Origin of the sequence: Thioclava sp. ES.031, assembly GCF_002563775.1 — a bacterium.
In the GTDB taxonomy this organism is placed as follows: domain Bacteria; phylum Pseudomonadota; class Alphaproteobacteria; order Rhodobacterales; family Rhodobacteraceae; genus Thioclava.
This window is the reverse complement of sequence record NZ_PDJO01000001.1, coordinates 1,700,740-1,720,205: the sequence shown is the minus strand read 5'-3', so window position 1 is coordinate 1,720,205 and position 19,466 is coordinate 1,700,740. Positions and strand designations below refer to the sequence as shown.

The 19,466-nt window shown below is 64.7% G+C and carries 18 protein-coding genes and 2 riboswitches; of the genes, 15 read left to right on the top strand and 3 right to left on the bottom strand.

Annotated features, from left to right (window positions below; all coding sequences use genetic code 11):
- Window positions 1-39 precede the first annotated feature (39 nt).
- On the bottom strand, window positions 40-2,676 hold the full coding sequence (locus AXZ77_RS08330) for a cation-transporting P-type ATPase (protein WP_218000479.1): 2,637 nt from the start codon (window positions 2,674-2,676) through the stop codon (window positions 40-42).
- A gap of 233 nt (window positions 2,677-2,909) precedes the next feature.
- On the opposite strand from AXZ77_RS08330, the gene AXZ77_RS08325 reads away from it, so the two are divergent.
- The 10 genes from AXZ77_RS08325 to nrdF all read left to right on the top strand — a co-directional run bounded on the left by AXZ77_RS08325 (window position 2,910) and on the right by nrdF (window position 13,247).
- Window positions 2,910-4,169, top strand: a complete 1,260-nt coding sequence (locus tag AXZ77_RS08325; protein WP_098410786.1) for an ABC transporter substrate-binding protein — start codon at window positions 2,910-2,912, stop codon at window positions 4,167-4,169.
- A gap of 29 nt (window positions 4,170-4,198) precedes the next feature.
- The gene (locus AXZ77_RS08320; RefSeq protein ID WP_098410785.1) at window positions 4,199-5,080 is read left to right on the top strand and encodes a carbohydrate ABC transporter permease; all 882 of its coding nucleotides are present in this window, start codon (window positions 4,199-4,201) and stop codon (window positions 5,078-5,080) included.
- Window positions 5,077-5,970, top strand: a complete 894-nt coding sequence (locus AXZ77_RS08315; RefSeq protein ID WP_098410784.1) for a carbohydrate ABC transporter permease — start codon at window positions 5,077-5,079, stop codon at window positions 5,968-5,970. Before AXZ77_RS08320 ends, AXZ77_RS08315 begins: the two co-directional genes overlap by 4 nt.
- 2 nt (window positions 5,971-5,972) lie before the next feature.
- A complete protein-coding gene (locus AXZ77_RS08310) occupies window positions 5,973-7,097 on the top strand; it encodes an ABC transporter ATP-binding protein (RefSeq protein ID WP_098410783.1) in 1,125 nt (374 codons plus the stop codon).
- 171 nt (window positions 7,098-7,268) lie between these two features.
- A riboswitch (cobalamin riboswitch) is annotated at window positions 7,269-7,472 on the top strand.
- Window positions 7,473-7,597: 125 nt separating this feature from the next.
- The gene (locus AXZ77_RS08305; RefSeq protein WP_078519181.1) at window positions 7,598-7,903 is read left to right on the top strand and encodes a hypothetical protein; all 306 of its coding nucleotides are present in this window, start codon (window positions 7,598-7,600) and stop codon (window positions 7,901-7,903) included.
- A 131-nt stretch (window positions 7,904-8,034) separates the two neighbouring features.
- Complete coding sequence (locus tag AXZ77_RS08300) at window positions 8,035-9,084, top strand: homocysteine S-methyltransferase family protein (RefSeq protein ID WP_098410782.1); 1,050 nt, start codon at window positions 8,035-8,037, stop codon at window positions 9,082-9,084.
- Window positions 9,085-9,161: 77 nt separating this feature from the next.
- Window positions 9,162-9,357: riboswitch (cobalamin riboswitch) on the top strand.
- Between the two features lie 94 nt (window positions 9,358-9,451).
- Complete coding sequence (gene nrdH / locus AXZ77_RS08295; RefSeq protein WP_098410781.1) at window positions 9,452-9,673, top strand: glutaredoxin-like protein NrdH; 222 nt, start codon at window positions 9,452-9,454, stop codon at window positions 9,671-9,673.
- A gap of 12 nt (window positions 9,674-9,685) precedes the next feature.
- On the top strand, window positions 9,686-10,108 hold the full coding sequence (nrdI, locus tag AXZ77_RS08290; protein WP_098410780.1) for a class Ib ribonucleoside-diphosphate reductase assembly flavoprotein NrdI: 423 nt from the start codon (window positions 9,686-9,688) through the stop codon (window positions 10,106-10,108).
- A complete protein-coding gene (nrdE, locus tag AXZ77_RS08285) occupies window positions 10,090-12,249 on the top strand; it encodes a class 1b ribonucleoside-diphosphate reductase subunit alpha (protein WP_098410779.1) in 2,160 nt (719 codons plus the stop codon). Before nrdI ends, nrdE begins: the two co-directional genes overlap by 19 nt.
- A gap of 8 nt (window positions 12,250-12,257) precedes the next feature.
- A complete protein-coding gene (gene nrdF, locus AXZ77_RS08280; protein WP_098410778.1) occupies window positions 12,258-13,247 on the top strand; it encodes a class 1b ribonucleoside-diphosphate reductase subunit beta in 990 nt (329 codons plus the stop codon).
- Window positions 13,248-13,326: 79 nt separating this feature from the next.
- Here the strand turns inward: nrdF and AXZ77_RS08275 are convergent, their stop codons facing one another.
- Window positions 13,327-13,845 carry a hypothetical protein gene (locus AXZ77_RS08275; RefSeq protein WP_098410777.1) on the bottom strand — a complete coding sequence of 173 codons (519 nt, stop codon included), beginning with the start codon at window positions 13,843-13,845 and terminating at the stop codon, window positions 13,327-13,329.
- A gap of 215 nt (window positions 13,846-14,060) precedes the next feature.
- Window positions 14,061-14,966 carry a LysR family transcriptional regulator gene (locus tag AXZ77_RS08270; RefSeq protein ID WP_078545613.1) on the bottom strand — a complete coding sequence of 302 codons (906 nt, stop codon included), beginning with the start codon at window positions 14,964-14,966 and terminating at the stop codon, window positions 14,061-14,063.
- A 225-nt stretch (window positions 14,967-15,191) separates the two neighbouring features.
- Here AXZ77_RS08270 and AXZ77_RS08265 point away from each other — a divergent pair, with 225 nt between their 5' ends.
- The 5 genes from AXZ77_RS08265 to AXZ77_RS08245 are packed head-to-tail and all read left to right on the top strand — an operon-like array spanning window position 15,192 to window position 19,447.
- Window positions 15,192-15,980 (top strand): 5-oxoprolinase subunit PxpA, encoded by a 789-nt coding sequence (locus AXZ77_RS08265; protein ID WP_078569730.1) that lies wholly within the window; start codon window positions 15,192-15,194, stop codon window positions 15,978-15,980.
- Window positions 15,981-15,992: 12 nt separating this feature from the next.
- Complete coding sequence (locus tag AXZ77_RS08260; protein ID WP_098410776.1) at window positions 15,993-16,226, top strand: acetyl-CoA carboxylase; 234 nt, start codon at window positions 15,993-15,995, stop codon at window positions 16,224-16,226.
- 4 nt (window positions 16,227-16,230) lie between these two features.
- Window positions 16,231-17,604, top strand: coding sequence for an acetyl-CoA carboxylase biotin carboxylase subunit (locus AXZ77_RS08255; protein WP_098410775.1), 1,374 nt, complete (start codon window positions 16,231-16,233; stop codon window positions 17,602-17,604).
- A gap of 9 nt (window positions 17,605-17,613) precedes the next feature.
- Window positions 17,614-18,489 carry an allophanate hydrolase subunit 1 gene (locus AXZ77_RS08250; RefSeq protein ID WP_078540024.1) on the top strand — a complete coding sequence of 292 codons (876 nt, stop codon included), beginning with the start codon at window positions 17,614-17,616 and terminating at the stop codon, window positions 18,487-18,489.
- Window positions 18,479-19,447: a biotin-dependent carboxyltransferase family protein gene (locus AXZ77_RS08245; RefSeq protein WP_078545609.1), complete on the top strand. Its 969-nt coding sequence runs from the start codon at window positions 18,479-18,481 to the stop codon at window positions 19,445-19,447. The genes AXZ77_RS08250 and AXZ77_RS08245 overlap by 11 nt, the downstream gene beginning before the upstream one ends.
- Window positions 19,448-19,466: the final 19 nt, after the last annotated feature.

The window sequence follows — 19,466 nt, the reverse complement described above, 5'->3', positions numbered from 1 at the left end:
AGGCAGTTTCATTGATGTGGCTCAACGCGGGAGCGGAAATTATCTGCGGGTTGCGCGCGATACGACCAGATGCCCCAGCAGCGGCGGCAGCAGGCTCATCGCCCCGGCGAGCCCCAGCCCCGCGATACCGGGCGACGGCAGCTGCAGCACATCGGAGAGCCCCGGCAGCCAAAGCGCCCCGGCGATCAGCACAAGACACAGGACAAGCGCCCCCCAGACATAGGGGTTGCGCGTCACATCGTTGCGCAGGGCGTGGGTGTCGGCCTCGCGCATGTTGAACACGTTCCAAAGCTGGCCCAGCGCGAGAGTGACGAAGGCCACGGTGACGGCGGCGGCGGGCTCGAGCCGCAGACCGTAGAGCGCGCCCCCGAAAGCCAGCATCGTCGCCAGCGTGACGATCGCCCCGAGCGCAACGATGCGTCCCCATTCCCTGCGCGCGAGGATCGGCTCGGCGCGGTCGCGGGGCGGACGGCGCATCTCATGGCCGTCCCCATGTCCCAAGCCGAGCGCCAGCGCGGGAAAGACATCGGTGACGAGATTGAGAAACAGGATCTGCAGCGGCAGGAGCGGTGCAGGAAGCCCCACCCCCACGGCGATCCCGACCACAAGGATCTCCGAGAGATTGCACGACATCAGGTAGACGATGAATTTGCGGATATTGCCGAAGATCACCCTGCCCTGTCGCACCGCTTCGACGATGGTCGCGAAATCGTCGTCCTTGAGCACCATATGCGCCGCCTCGCGGGCGACCTGAGTGCCGCGCTGGCCCATCGCGATGCCGATATCGGCTTTCTTCAGCGCCGGCGCGTCATTCACCCCGTCGCCCGTCATCGCGACAGTCTCGCCCTCGCGCTGATAGAAGCTGACGAGGTCCAGCTTCGTCGCCGGAGCCACGCGGGCGAAGACGCTGGCCTTGCGCAGGCGGTCGAGCGTTTCCTCCGGGGCGTTTTCCAGATCGAGCCCTGTGAGGTCTCGCCCCTCGATCGCCACCGCACCGTTTCCGCTGATCCCGGCATCCTTCGCGATGCGCGCGGCGGTCTCGGCATGATCGCCCGTCAGCATGATCACCCGAACCCCGGCGCTCTGGCAGGCCGCGATCGCGGGAGGCACATCCTTGCGCAACGGATCGGCAAGGCAGGCAATCGCGACAAGCGTCAGCCCCTCATAGGGCGCGTCCTCCGCCCCGTCCGTCCGCTTCATCGCAAGGCCGATCCCACGCAGCCCCTCGCTCGCGGCGTCCGCGTTCCGCGCGATCCAGTCGGCCTTGTCTTCGGCACTCAGAGGGCGCGGGCCTTCCGCCCCCAGAACCTCGGAGCAAGAGGCGATCACCGCCTCGGGCGCGCCCTTCACCGCATAGAGCGCGCCCCCGTCCGGCAACGCATGGACGGTCGCCATCATCAGACTGTCGCTCTCGAACGCATGTTGGCGCAGGCGTGGCTCCGCTCCGTCCTCGGTCACCCCCGCCTGTCGTGCCGCACTCAGCAAGGCCAGTTCGGTCGGGTCGCCGATCCGGCCCTCATCGCCGTCGCCCAGCTCGGCATTGTTGCACAGCATGCCGATCTTCAACGCGGCGCGCAGACGGTCCTCCGCGATACCGGTCTCCGGCCCATCCAGATCCACGCTCCCCCCATCGAGCAAGACCTGCACCACGCTCATCCGGTTCTCGGTCAGGGTCCCGGTCTTGTCCGTCAGGATCAGCGTCGTCGCCCCGAGCGTCTCGACCGAGGACAGGCGGCTGATCAGGGCATTGCGCTGCACCATGCGCCACATCCCGCGCGCAAGCGACAAGGTGGCCACGACGGGGATGCCTTCGGGGATCGCGGCCACGGCAAGAGCGACCCCGGTCTGGATCATACTGGTGAGCGGGTGGCCCTGCGCCAGCCCCGTGACGATGATCGCGACGGCAAGAACGATCGTCAGCCAGACCAGTCGCTGCCCGAGCCGCGTCAATTGGTGTTCGAGCGGTGTGGGTTCCGTACTGGCCGCCATCGCAAGCTGGCTGATCTTGCCGATCTCGGTCTCCATGCCGGTCCGCACCACCACGCCGGTTCCGGCCCCCCGTGTGACGGCCGCGCCCTTGAACCCCATATTGGTGCGATCCCCCAGCACCGCATCGGATGGCAGCGGCTCGGTGGTCTTGAGCACCGGAAGGGACTCGCCGGTCAGCACGGATTCGTCGCAATGAAGCCCCGACGCCTCGACGAGTCGCAGATCGGCGGTCACCACATCGCCCGCTTCGAGCATGACGAGATCGCCCGGCACGAGATCGCGGGCATCCACCTCGATGAGCATCCCGTCCCGACGGACGCGGGTGCGGACCTCGGCGACGCTGAACAGCGCCTCCATCGAGCGGGTGGCGCGCAACTCAGTGAAAAACCCGATCGCGCCGTTCAAGAGCAGCACGACGAGGATCGCCAGCGCCTCGACGATATCGTCGATGACCAGCGAGAACACCGTTGCCAGAACGAGAAGCGCGACGATCACCCCCTGAAACTGATGCAGCAGGATGCGCAATGCGCTTCGGGGCTTGGGACGTCGCAGAGCGTTCGGGCCGTGGCGCGCGAGGCGCGTGGCGGCCTCCTCAGCGCTCAGCCCGTTCGGAAAGGGGACGGACAGACGCGCGATCACCGCCTCGGCGGTTTCGGCAAAAGCTGGCGCGGCGTCGGTATCCTGCATCACGGGGCCTTCAGTCATCCCGAGGCGATGGTAAGCCTTTCGGCAGGCAGCGCAATCGCCCGGACTTGCGTAGGGATGCCAAGGGTCAAACTCGCCTCTGCCCGGTCCGGCTCACCCGCGATTCACAAATCGTTGATCGAGATCAATGACGTTCTGCGCCTGTCGTCTCAGCCTAAATCTCGTGTCGGGCTGCGATCTTGGACCGCGAACTCGACCGGGAGGAGGAGGAAAACATGCACATTTGTAAAGCCATGATGGCGGCGGCAAGCGTCGCCGGCGCGCTCTGTGCGAGCGCGGCGCAGGCGGATGGCACGGTCGAGGTCCTGCACTGGTGGACTTCGGGCGGCGAGGCCAAGGCCGTCGGAGAACTGAAGAAAGCCTTCGAAGCCGAGGGCGGCGAATGGATCGACTCGCCGATCGCGGGCGGTGGCGGCGATGCCGCGATGACGGCGCTGCGCGCCCGCGTCGTCGCCGGCAATCCGCCGACGGCTGTCCAGCTCAAGGGGCCGGGCATCCAGGAATGGGCCGAGCAAGGCGCGCTCAACGACGTCCAATCCGTGGCGGATGCGGGCAACTGGGACTCGGTGCTGCCACCGGCGTTGGCCGAGATCATGAAATACCAGGGCAAATACGTCGCCGCGCCGGTCAACATCCACCGCGTCGACTGGATGTGGGCCAACCCGGAGGCGCTGAAGAAGGCAGGCGTCGAAGAGATGCCCACGACCTGGGACGAGTTCAACGCAGCCGCCGACAAGCTGCAGGCGGCGGGCATCGTGCCGCTCGCCCATGGCGGTCAGCCGTGGCAGGACGCGACGCTGTTCGAAGACGTGGTGCTGGGCATCGGCGGCGCCGATTTCTTCCGCAAGGCGCTGGTGGAGCTCGACCCGGAGGCTCTGACCTCGGACATGATGGTCAAGTCCTTCGATCAGCTGCGCAAGCTGCGCGGCTATGTCGATCCGAACTTCTCGGGGCGCGACTGGAACCTCGCGACCGCGATGGTGATGCGCGGCGAGGCCGGGTTCCAGATCATGGGCGACTGGGCGAAGGGCGAATTCCTTGCCGCCGGCAAAGTGCCGGAGAAGGATTTCCTGTGCTGGCCCACGCCGGGCAAAGGCTTCGTGCTGAACTCGGACAGCTTCACCTTCTTCAAGGTGGAGGGCGAAGACCGCATCGAGGGCCAGAAAGTGCTCGCACGGTTGATCATGTCGCCCGAGTTCCAGAAGGTGTTCAACCTCGCCAAGGGGTCGATCCCGGCGCGCACCGACGTGCCGCTCGACGATTTCGACGCCTGCGCCAAACGCTCGCACGCCGATCTGCTGGCGGCGATCGAGAACGACACGCTGGTGCCCTCGATGGCGCATGAGATGGCGGTGCCGCGCTCGGTGCGGGGCGAGTTCCTCGACGTCGTGACCGCTTTCTTCAACTCTGACATGAGTTCCGAGGACGCGGTCAAGCAACTCGCGGCCGCGATCAAGCGCGCGCAGGAAAACTAGGGCCTGCAATGCCCGGAGGCACGGGGCCCATGGCAAGGTTCGGGCGGGCGCTGGAACGGCGCCTGCCCGCGATCGTGGTCTCGCCGCTTTTCGCGGCGAGCCTGTTCTTCGTTTACGGCTTCATACTCTGGACCGCCTATATCTCGCTGACCCGGTCGGGGGTAATGCCCAACTACCAATTCGACGGTGTGAGCCAATATGTCCGGCTCTGGGAGACGCCACGCTGGTATGTGGCGATCCGTAACCTCTTCGTCTTCTCGGGTCTGTTCATCTCGATCTCGATGGCGATCGGCATCCTTCTGGCGATCCTGCTCGACCAAAAAGTGCGCATCGAGGGGGTGATCCGCACGATCTACCTCTACCCGATGGCGCTCAGTTTCATCGTCACCGGCACGGTCTGGAAATGGATGCTGAACCCCGGCCTCGGGCTGGAGCGGCTGATGCATCAGGCGGGCTTCGAGAATTTCAGTTTCGACTGGCTGGTAAACTCTCATTACGCGATCTACACGGTGGTGATCGCAGCCGTCTGGCAAAGCTCCGGCTACGCGATGGCGCTGTTTCTGGCCGGGCTCCGCTCGGTCGATGACGAGGTCCTGAAAGCGGCGGCGATCGACGGCGCGGGCCTGTGGCGCACCTATACCGGGATCGTGCTGCCGATGCTGCGGCCGGTGTTCCTGTCCACCGTCATCATCCTCGCCCATCTCGCGATCAAGAGCTTCGATCTGGTGATCGCGCTGACCGGCGGGGGGCCGGGCTATGCCACCGACATGCCCGCCACCTTCATGTATTCCTTCGCCTTCCAGCGCAGCGAGCTGGGCGTGGCGGCGGCGAGCGCCACGATGATGCTGATGACGGTCATCGCGATCATCGTGCCCTATCTCTACTCGGAACTGAGGAAGACAAGCGGATGAGCGGGCGGAGCAAAAGCGGGATCGTCCAGCGCCGGGGGCTGCATCACAGCCTGATGCGCGCCGTGCTGTTCGCCGTGCTCGGGGTGTTCTGCATCTACTACCTGATCCCGCTTCTGGTGATGATCTCGACCTCGCTGAAATCGCTGGCCGAGATCCGGGAGGGCTCGCTGATCAGCCTGCCGAAAGAGTTCGACTTCAGCGCCTGGGAGAAGGCGTGGAACGGCGCCTGCGTGGGCGTGCGCTGCAATGGGCTCGCGCCCTATGTCTGGAACTCGGTGATGATGACCGTGCCGGCGGTGGCGATCTCGACGATACTGGGCGCGCTCAACGGCTATGCACTGACCAAGTGGCGCTTTCGCGGCGCCGACACGATCTTCGCGCTGATGCTGTTCGGCGCTTTCATCCCGTTTCAGGTGATCTTGCTGCCGATGGCGCGGGTGCTGGGCCAGCTTGGCCTTGCGGGCACGATCCCGGGGCTGATCCTCGTACACACGGTCTATGGCCTCGCTTTCACCACGCTGTTCTTCCGCAACTTCTTCATTGGGGTTTCCAGCGGCATCATTCAGGCGGCGAAAGTCGACGGGGCGGGCTTCTTCGGGATCTTCTTCCGGCTCGTGCTGCCGATGTCGCTGCCCGCCATCGTGGTGACCGTGATCTGGCAGTTCACCCAGATCTGGAACGATTTCCTGTTCGGCGTGGCCTTCACCATCGGAGACAGCAATCCGGTGACGGTGGCGCTCAACAACGTGGTGAACACCTCCACGGGGGTGAAGGAATACAATGTCGACATGGCCGCGGCGATCATCGCGGCGCTGCCGACGCTGGCGGTTTATGTCGTCGCCGGAGCCTGGTTCGTGCGCGGGCTCTCGGCCGGAGCGGTGAAAGGGTAGCAATGGCAGCGGGAATTTCCCTTCAGGGCGTGCGCAAACGCTTCGGGACGAACGAGGTGATCAAGGGCATCGACCTCGAGATCGAGGCGGGCGAATTCATCGTCCTCGTCGGGCCCTCGGGCTGCGGCAAGTCCACCCTGCTCAACCTGATCGCCGGGCTCGAGACGCTGAGCGACGGCCATATCGAAATCGCCGGGCGGCTGGTCGATGACACCCCGCCGCGCGACCGCGACATCGCGATGGTGTTCCAGTCCTACGCGCTCTACCCGACCAAGACGGTGCGCGAGAACATCACGTTCGGGATGCAGACCCGCCACGTCCCGCGCGCCGAACAGGCCACCGCGGTCGAGGAGTTCAGCACGCTTTTGCAGATCCATCCCTATCTCGACCGCAAGCCCGGTCAGCTTTCGGGCGGCCAGCGCCAGCGCGTCGCGATGGGCCGCGCGCTGGTGCGCAAGCCCGAGGTCTTCCTGTTCGACGAACCCCTGTCGAACCTCGACGCCAAGCTGCGGATCGAGATGCGCACCGAAATCAAGAAGCTGCACCAGCGGCTGGGCAAGACCGTCGTCTATGTCACCCACGACCAGATCGAGGCGATGACGCTGGCGACCCGGATCGCGGTAATGGATAACGGCCATATCCGTCAGGTGGCCGAACCCGGAGAGATCTACGACGATCCGGTCGACCTCTTCGTCGCGAGCTTCATGGGATCGCCGTCAATGAACATGCTGCCCGGCGCCCTGCGGCGCGATGGACAGACGGGCGCGCTGTCGGTGGAGGTGACCGACGAGGGCACGGCGGGGGCGCTTCGCTTTCCCCTGCCCGCGAGGTTCACGGAGCGGGTCACCGCACCCGATGGGCACAAGGTCGTTCTGGGGCTCCGGCCGGAGGCGATCTTTATGGCCGGGACCGAACTGCCCGGCCCCGATCGTTTCGTCTTCGAACGCCCGGTCGATCTGGTCGAACCAACGGGCCCCGACACGATGATCGTCTTCGCCCTTGGCGAGATCGAGGTGATCGCCCGGGTCCGCCCGGAAGACGCCCTGCCCCCGGGTGCGCCCTTCAGCTTCGAGGTCGATATGGGCAAGGCCAAGGTCTTCGATGCCGAGACGGGCCTGCGGCTGTAAGGCTGTAAGTCGGAAACGCGGGACATTGCAGGGCCTCTTGTCCGGCCGCGGGTTGGAGACGGGCGCGCTCTGTTTGCAGGCGGGCTTAGGTCCCTCCCGACCGACACCAGCGCCGCCACATCCGCATCTTCGTCTCTCCCCCAATCCGATCTGGACAGGGCCGAATTTTCCTGCGATCAAATCCGGGATGGTGTCCGGCCCCAACGGGTCGGCTGAAAAGGGAACACGGTGCGGGCGATGCCCAACTCCGTGACTGCCCCCGCAACTGTAAGCGGCGAGCGCCACCGGAAACGCCACTGACCTGCAAAGGTTGGGAAGGTCCGGTGAAGCCACGACCCGCGAGTCAGGAGACCTGCCATCTCGGATGCGCGCCCGCGCGCATCTCGGTCACCTTAAACCCGGGCGGGGTGCCTTGGGACGGAGAGACGAGAGATGGACCAGATCGGACCTCGCATATCGCCGTGCCGCGACCACTTCCGCCGTTTTGCGCGGAGGGCGCGATGCTTTTGGAACGAACGCTTTCACTCTTACAACTCGATATAGGACCGATCTCGCCGCTGCGCGCGCGTGAGCTGGGCACGCTGGGCTACATGGAATGGCTCGGCGGACTGCCGGGCGACATGCCCTATGCGAAGGCGGCGATCATCGCCCATACGCAGGCCTATCCGTTCGGCGCAGCCTCGCCCGCCGTCGCGGTGTTCTGCGAGTTGCTGCTGGACTCGCTGCGCCCGCAGCCTTTCGCCCTGCCGATCGAGATGCCCCCGCCGCTCCGGCGCGGCGGCGCTCGCGCCCGACGCGGCCTCTGAGCCTGTTTTTCGTCTTGCGGTCGCATCCTGCGGCCCGGCCGAGGACCATTGCAGCAGGGAACGGCAGCCCCGTTCCCTGTGAGGCTCGGCACTCCAAACGATGGTCATGGATGAACTGAGAGGATCTCTCCATGAATGACAACAAACTGACCCGCCTGCTCGACGCGCGCCCGGTGATCTGCGCCGAGGGCTTTCTGTTCGAACTGGAACGGCGCGGCTATCTGACTGCCGGGGAATTCGTGCCCGAGGTGGCGCTCGAATACCCGCAGGCGCTGCGCAATCTGCATGTCGATTTCCAGCGCGCCGGCAGCGATATCGTCGAGGCCTTCACCTATAACGGCCACCGCGAGAAGATGCGCGTGATCGGTAAGGAAGACCTGCTGGAGCCGCTCAACCGCGCGGCGCTGAAGATCGCGCGCGAGGTCGCCGATGCGAAAACCGGCAACCTGATGGCGGGCAATATCTCGAATACGAATATCTGGGACCCCGCCGATCCGGCGCGGCAGGCCGAGGTGCGTGCGATGTTCGACGAGATGGTCGGCTGGGCGGTCGAGGAAGGCGCGGATATCCTCATCGGCGAGACCTTCTACTACGCGGGCGAGGCGCTTTGTGCGCTGGAGGCTGCGAAGGCGTCGGGTCTGCCGGTGGTGCTGACGCTCGCGCCGATGGCGGCCAACGAGATGATGGACGGAGTCGGCATCGTCGAGACCTGCCAGCAGCTCGAACAGGCGGGCGCCGATGTCGTCGGGCTGAACTGCTTCCGCGGGCCGCAGACGATGATGCCGTGGCTGCGCAAGGTACGCGCGGCGGTGAGCTGCCATGTCGGCGCCCTGCCCGTGCCCTACCGGACCACGAAGGAGGAGCCGACCTTCTTCAACCTCTCCGATCACAACGGCTGCACCTGCCCCTCGCCGCATGGCCGGACCTTCCCGACCGCGCTCGATCCGCTGGCCTGCAACCGCTACGAGATCGGCACCTTCGCGCGTGAGGCGCAGGCGATCGGGGTGAATTACCTCGGCGTGTGCTGCGGGGCGAGCCCGATGCATATCCGCGAAATGGCCGAGGCCGTGGGCCGCGAGACCGAGGCTAGCCGCTTCTCGGAGCGCATGGAGAACCACTTCATGTATGGCCAGAGCGCCCGCCTCCCGGCGCATATCCGGGCCCTTGGCGACGGGGCCTGAGGCGTGACACTGCCCTGTCGCGCGCGCATTTCGCGCGGCAGGTAAATCTATATATTGACAGCCGTCATCGCATTAACCCAATATGATGTTGCTTTGGTTCCTGCGAGTCACTCCGCAGGCGAAGAGGGAAGCCGGTGAGATTCCGGCGCTGCCCCCGCAACTGTAAGCGGCGAGCCTTAGGTCCGAATGTCACTGGTGCGATGCGCCGGGAAGACGGGCCCCGAGGCGCTCGAGCCGCGAGCCAGGAGACCTGCCAGAGCAGATAGACGACGACCGCGGCGGAGGGCCCGGGCGCGTGGCTATGTGCTGCGGCACCCTGCCCACGAGCCTTGTCCCGCGCTGCCGACAGCAAACAAAGGGACAGAACATGACCATCACCGTCTATTCGAAACCGGCCTGCGTGCAATGCACCGCGACGACCCGCGCGCTCGATGCCAAGGGGATCTCCTATGACGTGATCGACCTCACCGAGGACGCCGCCGCGATGGAGATGGTGCAGGATCTCGGCTACCGGCAGGCGCCGGTCGTGATCGCGGGCGAGGATCACTGGGCGGGCTTCCGGCCCGACATGATCAACCGGTTGGCCTGAGACCTAGCCGCGATGGGACAGGCACGGCTGATCTATTACTCTTCGGCATCGGGGAACACGCAGCGCTTCGTGGAGCGGCTGGGCCTGCCCGCGCAGCGCTTACCCGTCTCGGCAGACGCCCCGATGCCGACGCCCTCCGGCCCCTATGTGCTGATCTGCCCGAGCTATGCCGACGGCAAGGGGCGCGGCGCGGTCGCGAAACCGGTCATCGCCTTTCTCAACGATCCCACCCGCCGCGCGGGCCTGCGCGGCGTCATCGCCAGCGGCAATCGGAATTTCGGCGCGCTCTTCGCCTGCGCGGGCGATCTGCTTGCGCGCAAATGCAATATTCCCGTGCTCTACCGGTTCGAACTGGCGGGCACGGACAGTGACATCGCCCGCGTGCGCGCGGGTCTCGAAACCTTCTGGAGGCAGGAATGCTCGACAGCGACGTGACACCGAGCGGGGCCGCGGCCTCGGAATTCGCGGGGCTTGATCACCACGCGCTCAACGCGATGCTCAATCTCTATGACGCGGAAGGAAATATCCGCTTCGACGCCGACCGGATGGCGGCGCGGCAATATTTCCTGCGCCATGTGAACCAGAACACGGTGTTTTTCCATTCGCTGGATGAAAAGCTCGGCTATCTGGTGGAGGAAGGCTATTACGACGCCGCCGTGCTCGATCAGTATTCGCGCTACTTCCAGCGCGCGATCTGGGAGGCGGCCTTTGCCGCCAAGTTCCGCTTTCCGACCTTCCTCGGCGCTTTCAAATATTACACCTCCTACACGCTGAAGACCCGCGACGGGCAGCGATATCTCGAACGCTACGAGGACCGGGTGGTGATGGTGGCGCTGACGCTGGCGCGCGGCGACGAGGCGCTGGCGATGCGGCTGATGGAAGAGATGCTGGCGGGGCGTTTCCAGCCCGCGACGCCCACCTTCCTCAACGCAGGCAAGACAGCGCGGGGCGAGTTCGTCTCCTGCTTCCTGCTGCGGCTGGAAGACAACATGGAAAGCATCGGGCGCGGCATCAACTCGGCGCTGCAACTGTCGAAACGCGGCGGCGGCGTGGCCCTGATGCTGACCAATATCCGCGAATACGGCGCGCCGATCAAAGGGATCGAGAACCAGTCCTCGGGCGTGATCCCGGTGATGAAACTGCTCGAAGACAGCTTCAGCTACGCCAACCAGCTGGGCGCGCGTCAGGGCGCGGGCGCGGTCTATCTGCACGCGCATCACCCCGACATCCTGCGTTTCCTCGACACCAAGCGCGAGAATGCGGACGAGAAGATCCGGATCAAGACGCTGAGCCTCGGCGTGGTGATCCCCGATATCACCTTCGAGCTCGCGAAGAAAAACGAGGAGATGTATCTTTTCTCGCCCCATGACGTGGAGCGGGTCTATGGCTGCGCCTTCTCGGAGATTTCGGTCACCGAGAAATATCACGAGATGGTCGACGACGCGCGCATCCGCAAACGCAAGATCAACGCCCGCGCCTTCTTCCAGACACTGGCCGAAATCCAGTTCGAGAGCGGCTATCCCTACATCATGTTCGAGGACACGGTGAACCGCGCCAACCCGATCGCGGGGCGGATCACCATGTCGAACCTGTGCTCGGAAATCCTGCAGGTGGCCGAGCCGTCGGAGTTCGACGAGGATCTGGGCTATGCGCAGATGGGCACCGATATTTCGTGTAATCTGGGCTCGCTCAACATCGCGAAAGTGATGGATGGCGGCGATCTCGGCGCGAGCGTCGGGGCTGCGATCCGGGCGCTCTCGGCGGTGTCGGAGATGAACGCGATCAACGCCGTCCCCTCCATCCGCAAGGGCAACGAGGAAAGCCACGCGATCGGCTTGGGCCAGATGAACCTGCATGGTTTCCTCGCCCGCGAGCGCATCCATTACGGCAGCCCCGAAGGGATCGAGTTCACCTCCGTCTATTTCGCCGCCGTGGCCTATCACGCGCTGGCGGAGTCTAACCGGCTGGCCGCCGAGCATGGCCGCAGCTTCAAGGGGTTCGAGACCTCCGCCTATGCCGATGGCAGCTTCTTCGAAAAATACGTCACCCGCGACTGGCTGCCTGAGAGTGAGGCCGTCGTGGCCCTGTTCAAGCGCTTCGGGATCACCCTGCCCTCGCGCGACGACTGGGCCGCCCTGCGCGACCGGGTGATGGAGACCGGCCTGTGGAACCGCAACCTGCAAGCCGTGCCGCCCACCGGCTCGATCAGCTATATCAACAACGCCACCGCCTCGATCCACCCGATCACCGCGAAGATCGAGATCCGCAAGGAAGGCAAGATCGGCCGGGTCTATTACCCCGCGCCCTACATGACGAACGACAATCTGGAGTTCTACCGCGACGCCTATCAGATCGGCCCCGAGGCGATCATCGACACCTATGCGGCGGCGACCGAGCATGTCGATCAGGGGCTCTCTCTGACGCTGTTCTTCCCCGCCGAGGCCACCACCCGCGACATCAACCGCGCCCAGATCTACGCCTGGCGGCGTGGCATCAAGACCATCTACTACATCCGCCTGCGCCAAGCGGCCCTTGAGGGGACCGAGGTGCAGGGCTGCGTTTCCTGTTCCCTGTGAGGCCCGCCATGAAAGATCTGCACACGCCCCGCCCCGTTCCGCGCCCCGTCCCCCGTGCCGTCAACTGGAACCGCCTTCAGGACGACAAGGATCTGGAGGTCTGGAACCGGCTCACGTCGAATTTCTGGCTGCCCGAGAAGGTGCCGCTGTCGAATGACATTCAAAGCTGGTCGCAACTGACCGAGGACGAACAGACGCTCACGATCCGGGTCTTCACCGGGCTGACGCTGCTGGACACGATCCAGAACACGGTCGGCGCGCCCGCGCTGATGGCGGATGCCTCGACGCCCCACGAGGAAGCCGTGCTGTCCAACATCGCCTTCATGGAGGCGGTCCATGCGCGCAGCTATTCCTCTGTCTTCTCGACGCTGTGCAACACCGCAGAGGTCGACGAGGCCTTCCGCTGGTCGCAGGAGAACCCGCATCTGCAGGCGAAGTCGCGGCTGATCCTCGACGAATACGACGCGACGGCGAGCCCGCTCAAGCGCAAGCTCGCGAGCGTCTTCCTCGAGAGCTTCCTGTTCTATTCGGGCTTCTACCTGCCGATGCACTGGTCGAGCCGCGCGCGCCTGACCAACACCGCGGACCTGATCCGGCTGATCATCCGCGACGAGGCGATCCACGGCTATTACATCGGCTACAAGTTCCAGCGCGCGCTGGAGCATGTGACCGAGGCCGAGCGCGCCGAGATCAAGGATTTCGCCTTCTCGCTGATGTTCGATCTCTATGACATCGAGGGCCGCTATACCGAGCAGCTCTATGACGGTCTGGGCCTGACCGAGGATGTGAAGCATTTCCTGCATTACAACGCCAACAAGGCGCTGCAGAACCTCGGCTACGAGGCGCTCTTCCCCGACGAGGCCACCCGCGTGAACCCCGCGATCCTCGCCGCCCTCTCGCCCGGATCGGACGAGAACCACGACTTCTTCTCGGGCTCGGGGTCGAGCTACGTGATCGGCAAGGCCGTCGCGACCGAGGACGAGGACTGGGCGTTCTGAGAGCACGTCCGCCGCAGAAATGCGAAAGCCCCCTGCCGCGTGCGACAGGGGGCTCCGGGACGATCCGTTTCAAAGGCGATCAGGCTTGGCCGTCGACCACCACGACCAGATTGCCGTCGGCGTCGATATAGGCGGCGGCGACATCCTCGGCCGTGTAGCCGGTGCCGTCGAAGACGCTGCTGGGAAGCTGGCTGTAATCGGCATCCACGTCGGCGCTCATCGCGTTCTCGAGCGCGGCGGAGCCATTCTCTGCGCCTGCGCCTTTCAGGTCGGAAAGCGCGACGATCTCCGCATTGCCATCGGTGCCCACTTCATAATCGGCGAACTGCTCGGTGGAGGCCTCCCCGTTGGCCTTCAGGCCCGCGATGAGCTGCCCATAGGTCGTCACCGACCCATCTTGACCCATGCCGGCATTGGTTCCGGCCTCTGCCGAAGCGCCCATATCCGCGCTCGCGCCGACCTCAGCGCCTGCACCCTGTGCCGCAACCGATGCGGCGCCGTTCGTTTCCGTCGAGACGTCAGCCTGAGCGAGGGCCGCAACGGGCGCGGCACCGGCCAGAAGTCCCGCGATGGCGATCGACTTGATGGTGTAGGTCATAGTGTTCTCCTTCCATTATATGCGCCGACCGTCGGCCGGCAGACAGAGAACACCGCGGGGTGAGGACCGTTCCTGAGCCCCCGCGGGCTCGGAGAAACCCCGCTCAAAGGTCGAAAATCCTGCGCACGATCATGCCGGGGAACCGGGCGGCAGTCTGTTTGGCAGGAACGACTTCTAAAGCCGTCGATTGCGCGCGATCCCTCGATCGCCTTGGCTCAGCTGTTCAGCGTCAGCGAGCTGTCGAAGGTCAGCCGGAAGTAATCGTAGAGCGCGACCGCGCCCGGAGACAGCTCGGCCCCGCGGCGCCACGCCAGGCCGACATCCATCGTCGGAACCGGCGGATCGGTTTCGACCGTCACGATGCGTTTGCCCTCGAGAGACCAGGGCCGATAGACCATGTCGGAGAGCACGGTTACCCCCTGCCCGTTCGCCACGATCGAGCGCACGGCCTCGATCGACGAGGTGCGCAGCTTCACGCGCGGCTGGGTCGAACCGAAGTTCCAGTATTTCATCGTCGTGTTCGCCGCCTCGTCGACGGTGAGCATGATATAGTCCTCGTCGGCGATCTCCTTGAAATCGACGCTGCGCAGGTTCGCCAGCCGATGGCCTTGCGGCAGCCAGAGCCTGCGGGGCGAGCGCATCAGCGTCTCGCTCTCCAGTTCCGGGTTCATCACGTTCGAGGTCAGCACGATCGCGATGTCGAAGCGGTTCGACAGCAGCCCTTCCTCCACCGCCTCGCGGTTCAGCTCGTGGAGCTGAATATCGAGATTGGGATGCAACCGCGCCAGCCGCCCCAGATGATAGGGCAGGAAATATCCGATCACCGTGTAGGTGGTCGCGACGAGAACCCGCCCGGTGACGCCGGAGCTGCGCTCGCGGATATTCACCGCCTCGTCGAGCTTGGTGAGGATATCGTAGGACAGGCCCAGCAACTCGCGCCCGGATTGGGTCAGCTCCATCCCGTGCGAGGTCCGGGTGAAAAGCTCGGTATCCATCTCGGCCTCAAGCTCGCGGATCGCGGTGGTCACCGAGGACTGGGAAATCGAGAGTTCGTTGGCCGCCCGGCTGACCTGTCCGGTCTCGGCGGTGGCCACGAAATACTTGAGCTGACGGAAGTTCATGCCGTCTCCTTTCGGATTTTCCGATAATGGCATCCCACCATTTCAGATACCCAACGTTCGCAATCTGCACAGCGCAAAATCAGCGTTCTATTTTTCAATGGGTTACGCCTGACGTCGCGACCCATCTATATCGGTTAACACGATAAAGCTGTCGGTGATATTAGAATTTTACATGTCGTTCACATTATCGAAAGCTGATCTTGCAACAGAGATCTGGAAAGAGACATGCCGAAACTCATCGACCTGAACTGTGACCTCGGAGAAGGCTTCGGCCATTGGGCCATGGCTGGCGCGCCGGATGATCAGCTGATGCCGCTGATCTCCTCGGCCAATGTCGCGAACGGTTTTCACGCTGGCGACCCGATGCAGATGAACCGGGTCGCGAAGCTCTGCCATCAGCATTCCGTCGGTCTCGGCGCGCATCCCGGCTATCGCGATCTCGTAGGTTTCGGGCGCCGCCACATCAACGCGAGCTCCGAGGAGCTGGTGAACGACATCATCTACCAGGTGGGGGCGATGCGCGAATTCGGCCGCCGCTACGGGGTGCCGCTGCAGCACGTCAAACCGCACGGCGCGCTCTACATGGAGGCCGCGCGCAACGAGGACCTCTCGCGCCATCTGGTCGAGACGCTGCAACGCTACGCGCCGGGGCTGATCCTGTTCTGCATGGATATCTCGAAGACCTACGCGGTCGCCAAGCGCCTCGGTCAGCCGGTCGTGCGCGAGTTCTATGCCGACCGCGACTATGACGACAGCGGCTCGATCGTCTTCGCCCGCCACGTCTCCGCCCCCGACCCCAAGAAGCTCGCCGCGAAATGCGTACGCGCCTGCCTCGAGAACACCGTCGAGACGGTCACCGGAAAGACGATTACGGTGGAGTTCGAGTCGATCTGCTTCCACTCGGACACGCCCGGTGCGCTGGAAATCGGCCACGCGATCAAGACTGCACTGCAAGAAAACGGCGTCACCATTGCCCCCGCGGCGATGGTTCTCGCTGAAAATGAAAAGACCTGACAGGAGAGAGCCATGACGGATATCGTTTCCCCGCTTCCCGGAACTTTCTACCACAAGCCCGACCCGAATTCGGCGCCGTTCAAATCCGCGGGCGACGCGGTCACGGTCGGCGACACGATCGGGCTGATCGAGGTGATGAAGACCTTCATCGAGGTGAAGGCCGAGGCCGCGGGCACCTTCTCGGACTATGTCGCGGCGGATGCGACGCCGGTTTCGGCGGGCGATGTGCTCGCGAAGATGGGCTGATCCAATGGCGATCGAAACTCTCTTCATTGCAAACCGGGGCGAGATCGCCGTGCGGATCATCCGCGCTGCGCAATCGCTCGGCATCAAGACGGTGCAGGCCTATTCCGAGGCCGATGCCGAGATGCTGGCGGTCAAGCTCGCCGATGAGGCGGTCTGTGTCGGGCCTGCCCCGGCTGCGAAATCCTACCTGAACATCCCCGCCGTCGTGGCGGCCGCGAAAGACGCGGGCGCCGATGCGGTCCATCCGGGCTACGGGTTTCTCGCCGAGAACGCCGATTTCGCCCGCGCCGTGGAAGACGCCGGGATGATCTTCGTCGGCCCCAAGGCCGAGACGATCGAGCGGATGGGCGACAAGGTCGCCGCCCGGATCGCCGCGAAAGAGGCTGACGTGCCGACGGTGCCCGGCTCTGACGGGCGCATCTCGGCAGACGAGGCCCTGCGCGTGGCGGACGAGATCGGCTACCCGGTGATGATCAAGGCCGCCGCCGGTGGTGGTGGTCGCGGCATCCGGATCGCGCAGGACGCGGCCGAACTTTCCCGTCTCGCCCCGCAGGCCCGCGCCGAGGCCGAAGCGGCTTTCGGCGACGGTGGCCTCTATCTGGAAAAGGTGATCGTCAATCCGCGCCATATCGAGGTGCAGATCCTCGGTGACGGCACGGGGGCCGCGGTCCATTGCTACGAGCGCGAATGCTCGCTGCAGCGCCGCCGCCAGAAGGTCTGGGAAGAAGCCCCCGCTTTCGGCCTGCCGGACGCCACCCGCGAGGCGATGTGCAACGCGGCGGTCGCGCTGGCCGAAGCCGTGAACTACCGCGGCGCGGGCACGATCGAATATCTCTACGATGCGGCCGCCGATGAGTTCTACTTCATCGAGATGAACACCCGTATTCAGGTCGAACATCCCGTGACCGAGATGATCACCGGGCTCGATCTGGTCGCGATGATGCTGCTGATCGCGGGCGGCGAGACGCTGCCCGTCACGCAAGATCAGATCACCTGCACGGGCCACGCGATCGAGGTGCGCCTCAATGCCGAGGATCCGCTGATGCAGTTCCTGCCCTTCCCCGGCAAGGTGGCCTCGCTGTCGATCCCCGAAGGCAACGGTCTGCGCTTCGATCACTTCCTCTATGAGGGCTATCAGATCCCGCCCTTCTACGACTCGCTTCTGGGCAAGATGATCGTTCATGCGCCGACCCGCGAGGCCGCGATCGACCTGATGGCCGAGACGCTGAAAGACCTGGAAATCGGCGGTCTGAAGACCACCACGCCCCTGCATCTGGCGCTCGCCGCCGATCCGGGCGTGCGCGCCGGCGACTTCCATACGCAATGGCTCGAGCCGTGGCTCGATGCCGGCAACCTCACCGCAACCGACGCAGCATAGGAGATCCCCATGAAGACAAGGTATTCCTTTGGCGGCGACGAGCACGTCTATGTCGAGGTCGACGAGGAGATGTCGCTCGAAGCCTTCTTCGTAGCACTGTCGCTGCGCAACGCCGTGGCCGAGGCGAACATTCCCGGTGTGACCGAGATCTGCCCCGCCAATGCCAGCTTTGAAGTGCGCTTCAACCCCGACGTGATCTCGCCCGACGAGATGATGGCGCGGATCAAGGAACTCGAGCACAAGGCCGAGGCCGGCGAGAAGCGCCTCGACACGAGGATCGTCGAGGTCCCGGTCTATTTCCAGGACCCCTGGACCCACGAAACCCTGATGCGGTTCCGCGAACGCCATCAGGATCCGGAGGCGACCGATCTCGAATATGCCGCGCGGATCAACGGCTATGACAGCGTGGAGGCCTTCATCGAGGCCTATCACTCGCAGCCGTGGTTCGTGTCGATGGTGGGTTTCGTGGCGGGCTTGCCCTTCCTTTACCAGCTCGTCGAGCGCGAGAAGCAGATCGAGGTGCCGAAATACCTGCGCCCCCGGACCGACACGCCCAAGCACACGGTCGGTATAGGCGGCTGCTTCGGCTGCATCTACTCGGTGCGCGGCGCGGGCGGTTACCAGATGTTCGGCATCACCCCGATGACGATCTTCGATCCGACCCAGACCGTCTCTTATCTGCAAGACTTCATGGTCTTCTTCAAACCCGGCGACATCGTGAAGTGGAAACCGATCGACCGCGCCGAGTTCGACCGGATCGAGGCCGCCGTGAAAGACGGCACCTATACCCCCCGCATTGCCGAAGTGACCTTCGATCTCGAAGCGTTCAACGCCGATATGGCGGGCACCAATGCGAAACTGATGGAGGCCCTCAATGGCGTTTAAGGTTGTCAAACCCGGCCTGTCGACGACGATCCAGGATCTTGGTCGTCCGGGCTATTTCCATCTCGGCATTCCCGAAGGCGGCGCGATGGATCGCTTCGCGATGCGGGTCGCCAACATGCTGGTCGGCAATGACGAGGCCGAGGCCGGTCTGGAAGCCGTCTTCATGGGCCCGGAGCTGAGTTTCGAGGATGACACGCTCGTGGCCGTCACCGGTGGCGAGATGCCGATCATGGTCGATGGCGAGCCGCGCGAAAGCTGGTCCTCCTTCGTCGTGAAGGCCGGTCAGACGCTGAGCTTCGGCTTCCTGAAATCCGGCGCGCGCATCTACATCGCCTTCGGCGGCGGGATCGACACGCCGAGCGCACTCGGCTCGCGCTCGACCTATCCGATCGGCGCACTTGGCGGGGTCGAGGGCCGCGCCATTGCGGCGGACGACGTGATCCCTGTCGGCAAGTCCAAGGACATGACCGAGCGCACGCTCGACAAGGCGCTGCTCGCCCCGGTCGAGACGCCGGTCAGCCTGCGGGTCCTCCCGGGCCTCTACTGGCACCGGCTGACCCCGGCCTCGCAGGCGCAGTTCTTCGCCGACGAGTGGACCGTCGCCCCCGAGGCGGACCGGATGGGCTATCGCTTCCGCGGCGGCGCGCCGATGGAATTCGTCGAGCGTGAACAGCCCTTCGGCGCGGGCTCCGACCCGTCGAACATCGTCGATGGCTGCTATTCCTACGGCTCGATCCAGGTGCCGGGCGGACAGGAGCCCATAGTGCTCCATCGCGACGCGGTCTCGGGCGGGGGGTATTTCACCCTCGGCGCGGTGATCTCGGCCGATATGGACCTGATCGGGCAGCTGCAACCCAACACCAAGGTGCGCTTCGTCGAAGTGACCATGGAACAGGCACTGGCCGCGCGCACCGCACGCCGCGAACGGCTCGACAAGATCCGCGCCGCGCTCGGGTAAATCCCGGGTGCCCCGCGCC

Coding starts and splice junctions, on each gene's coding strand:
- AXZ77_RS08275 (WP_098410777.1), bottom strand. CDS start 13,845: ATGACCTACACCATCAAGTCGATCGCCATCGCGGGACTTCTGGCCGGT.
- AXZ77_RS08300 (WP_098410782.1), top strand. CDS start 8,035: ATGAATGACAACAAACTGACCCGCCTGCTCGACGCGCGCCCGGTGATC.
- AXZ77_RS08330 (WP_218000479.1), bottom strand. CDS start 2,676: ATGCAGGATACCGACGCCGCGCCAGCTTTTGCCGAAACCGCCGAGGCG.
- AXZ77_RS08310 (WP_098410783.1), top strand. CDS start 5,973: ATGGCAGCGGGAATTTCCCTTCAGGGCGTGCGCAAACGCTTCGGGACG.
- nrdI (WP_098410780.1), top strand. CDS start 9,686: ATGGGACAGGCACGGCTGATCTATTACTCTTCGGCATCGGGGAACACG.
- AXZ77_RS08255 (WP_098410775.1), top strand. CDS start 16,231: ATGGCGATCGAAACTCTCTTCATTGCAAACCGGGGCGAGATCGCCGTG.
- AXZ77_RS08245 (WP_078545609.1), top strand. CDS start 18,479: ATGGCGTTTAAGGTTGTCAAACCCGGCCTGTCGACGACGATCCAGGAT.
- AXZ77_RS08305 (WP_078519181.1), top strand. CDS start 7,598: ATGCTTTTGGAACGAACGCTTTCACTCTTACAACTCGATATAGGACCG.
- nrdF (WP_098410778.1), top strand. CDS start 12,258: ATGAAAGATCTGCACACGCCCCGCCCCGTTCCGCGCCCCGTCCCCCGT.
- nrdE (WP_098410779.1), top strand. CDS start 10,090: ATGCTCGACAGCGACGTGACACCGAGCGGGGCCGCGGCCTCGGAATTC.
- AXZ77_RS08325 (WP_098410786.1), top strand. CDS start 2,910: ATGCACATTTGTAAAGCCATGATGGCGGCGGCAAGCGTCGCCGGCGCG.
- AXZ77_RS08265 (WP_078569730.1), top strand. CDS start 15,192: ATGCCGAAACTCATCGACCTGAACTGTGACCTCGGAGAAGGCTTCGGC.
- AXZ77_RS08320 (WP_098410785.1), top strand. CDS start 4,199: ATGGCAAGGTTCGGGCGGGCGCTGGAACGGCGCCTGCCCGCGATCGTG.
- AXZ77_RS08270 (WP_078545613.1), bottom strand. CDS start 14,966: ATGAACTTCCGTCAGCTCAAGTATTTCGTGGCCACCGCCGAGACCGGA.
- AXZ77_RS08250 (WP_078540024.1), top strand. CDS start 17,614: ATGAAGACAAGGTATTCCTTTGGCGGCGACGAGCACGTCTATGTCGAG.
- nrdH (WP_098410781.1), top strand. CDS start 9,452: ATGACCATCACCGTCTATTCGAAACCGGCCTGCGTGCAATGCACCGCG.
- AXZ77_RS08315 (WP_098410784.1), top strand. CDS start 5,077: ATGAGCGGGCGGAGCAAAAGCGGGATCGTCCAGCGCCGGGGGCTGCAT.
- AXZ77_RS08260 (WP_098410776.1), top strand. CDS start 15,993: ATGACGGATATCGTTTCCCCGCTTCCCGGAACTTTCTACCACAAGCCC.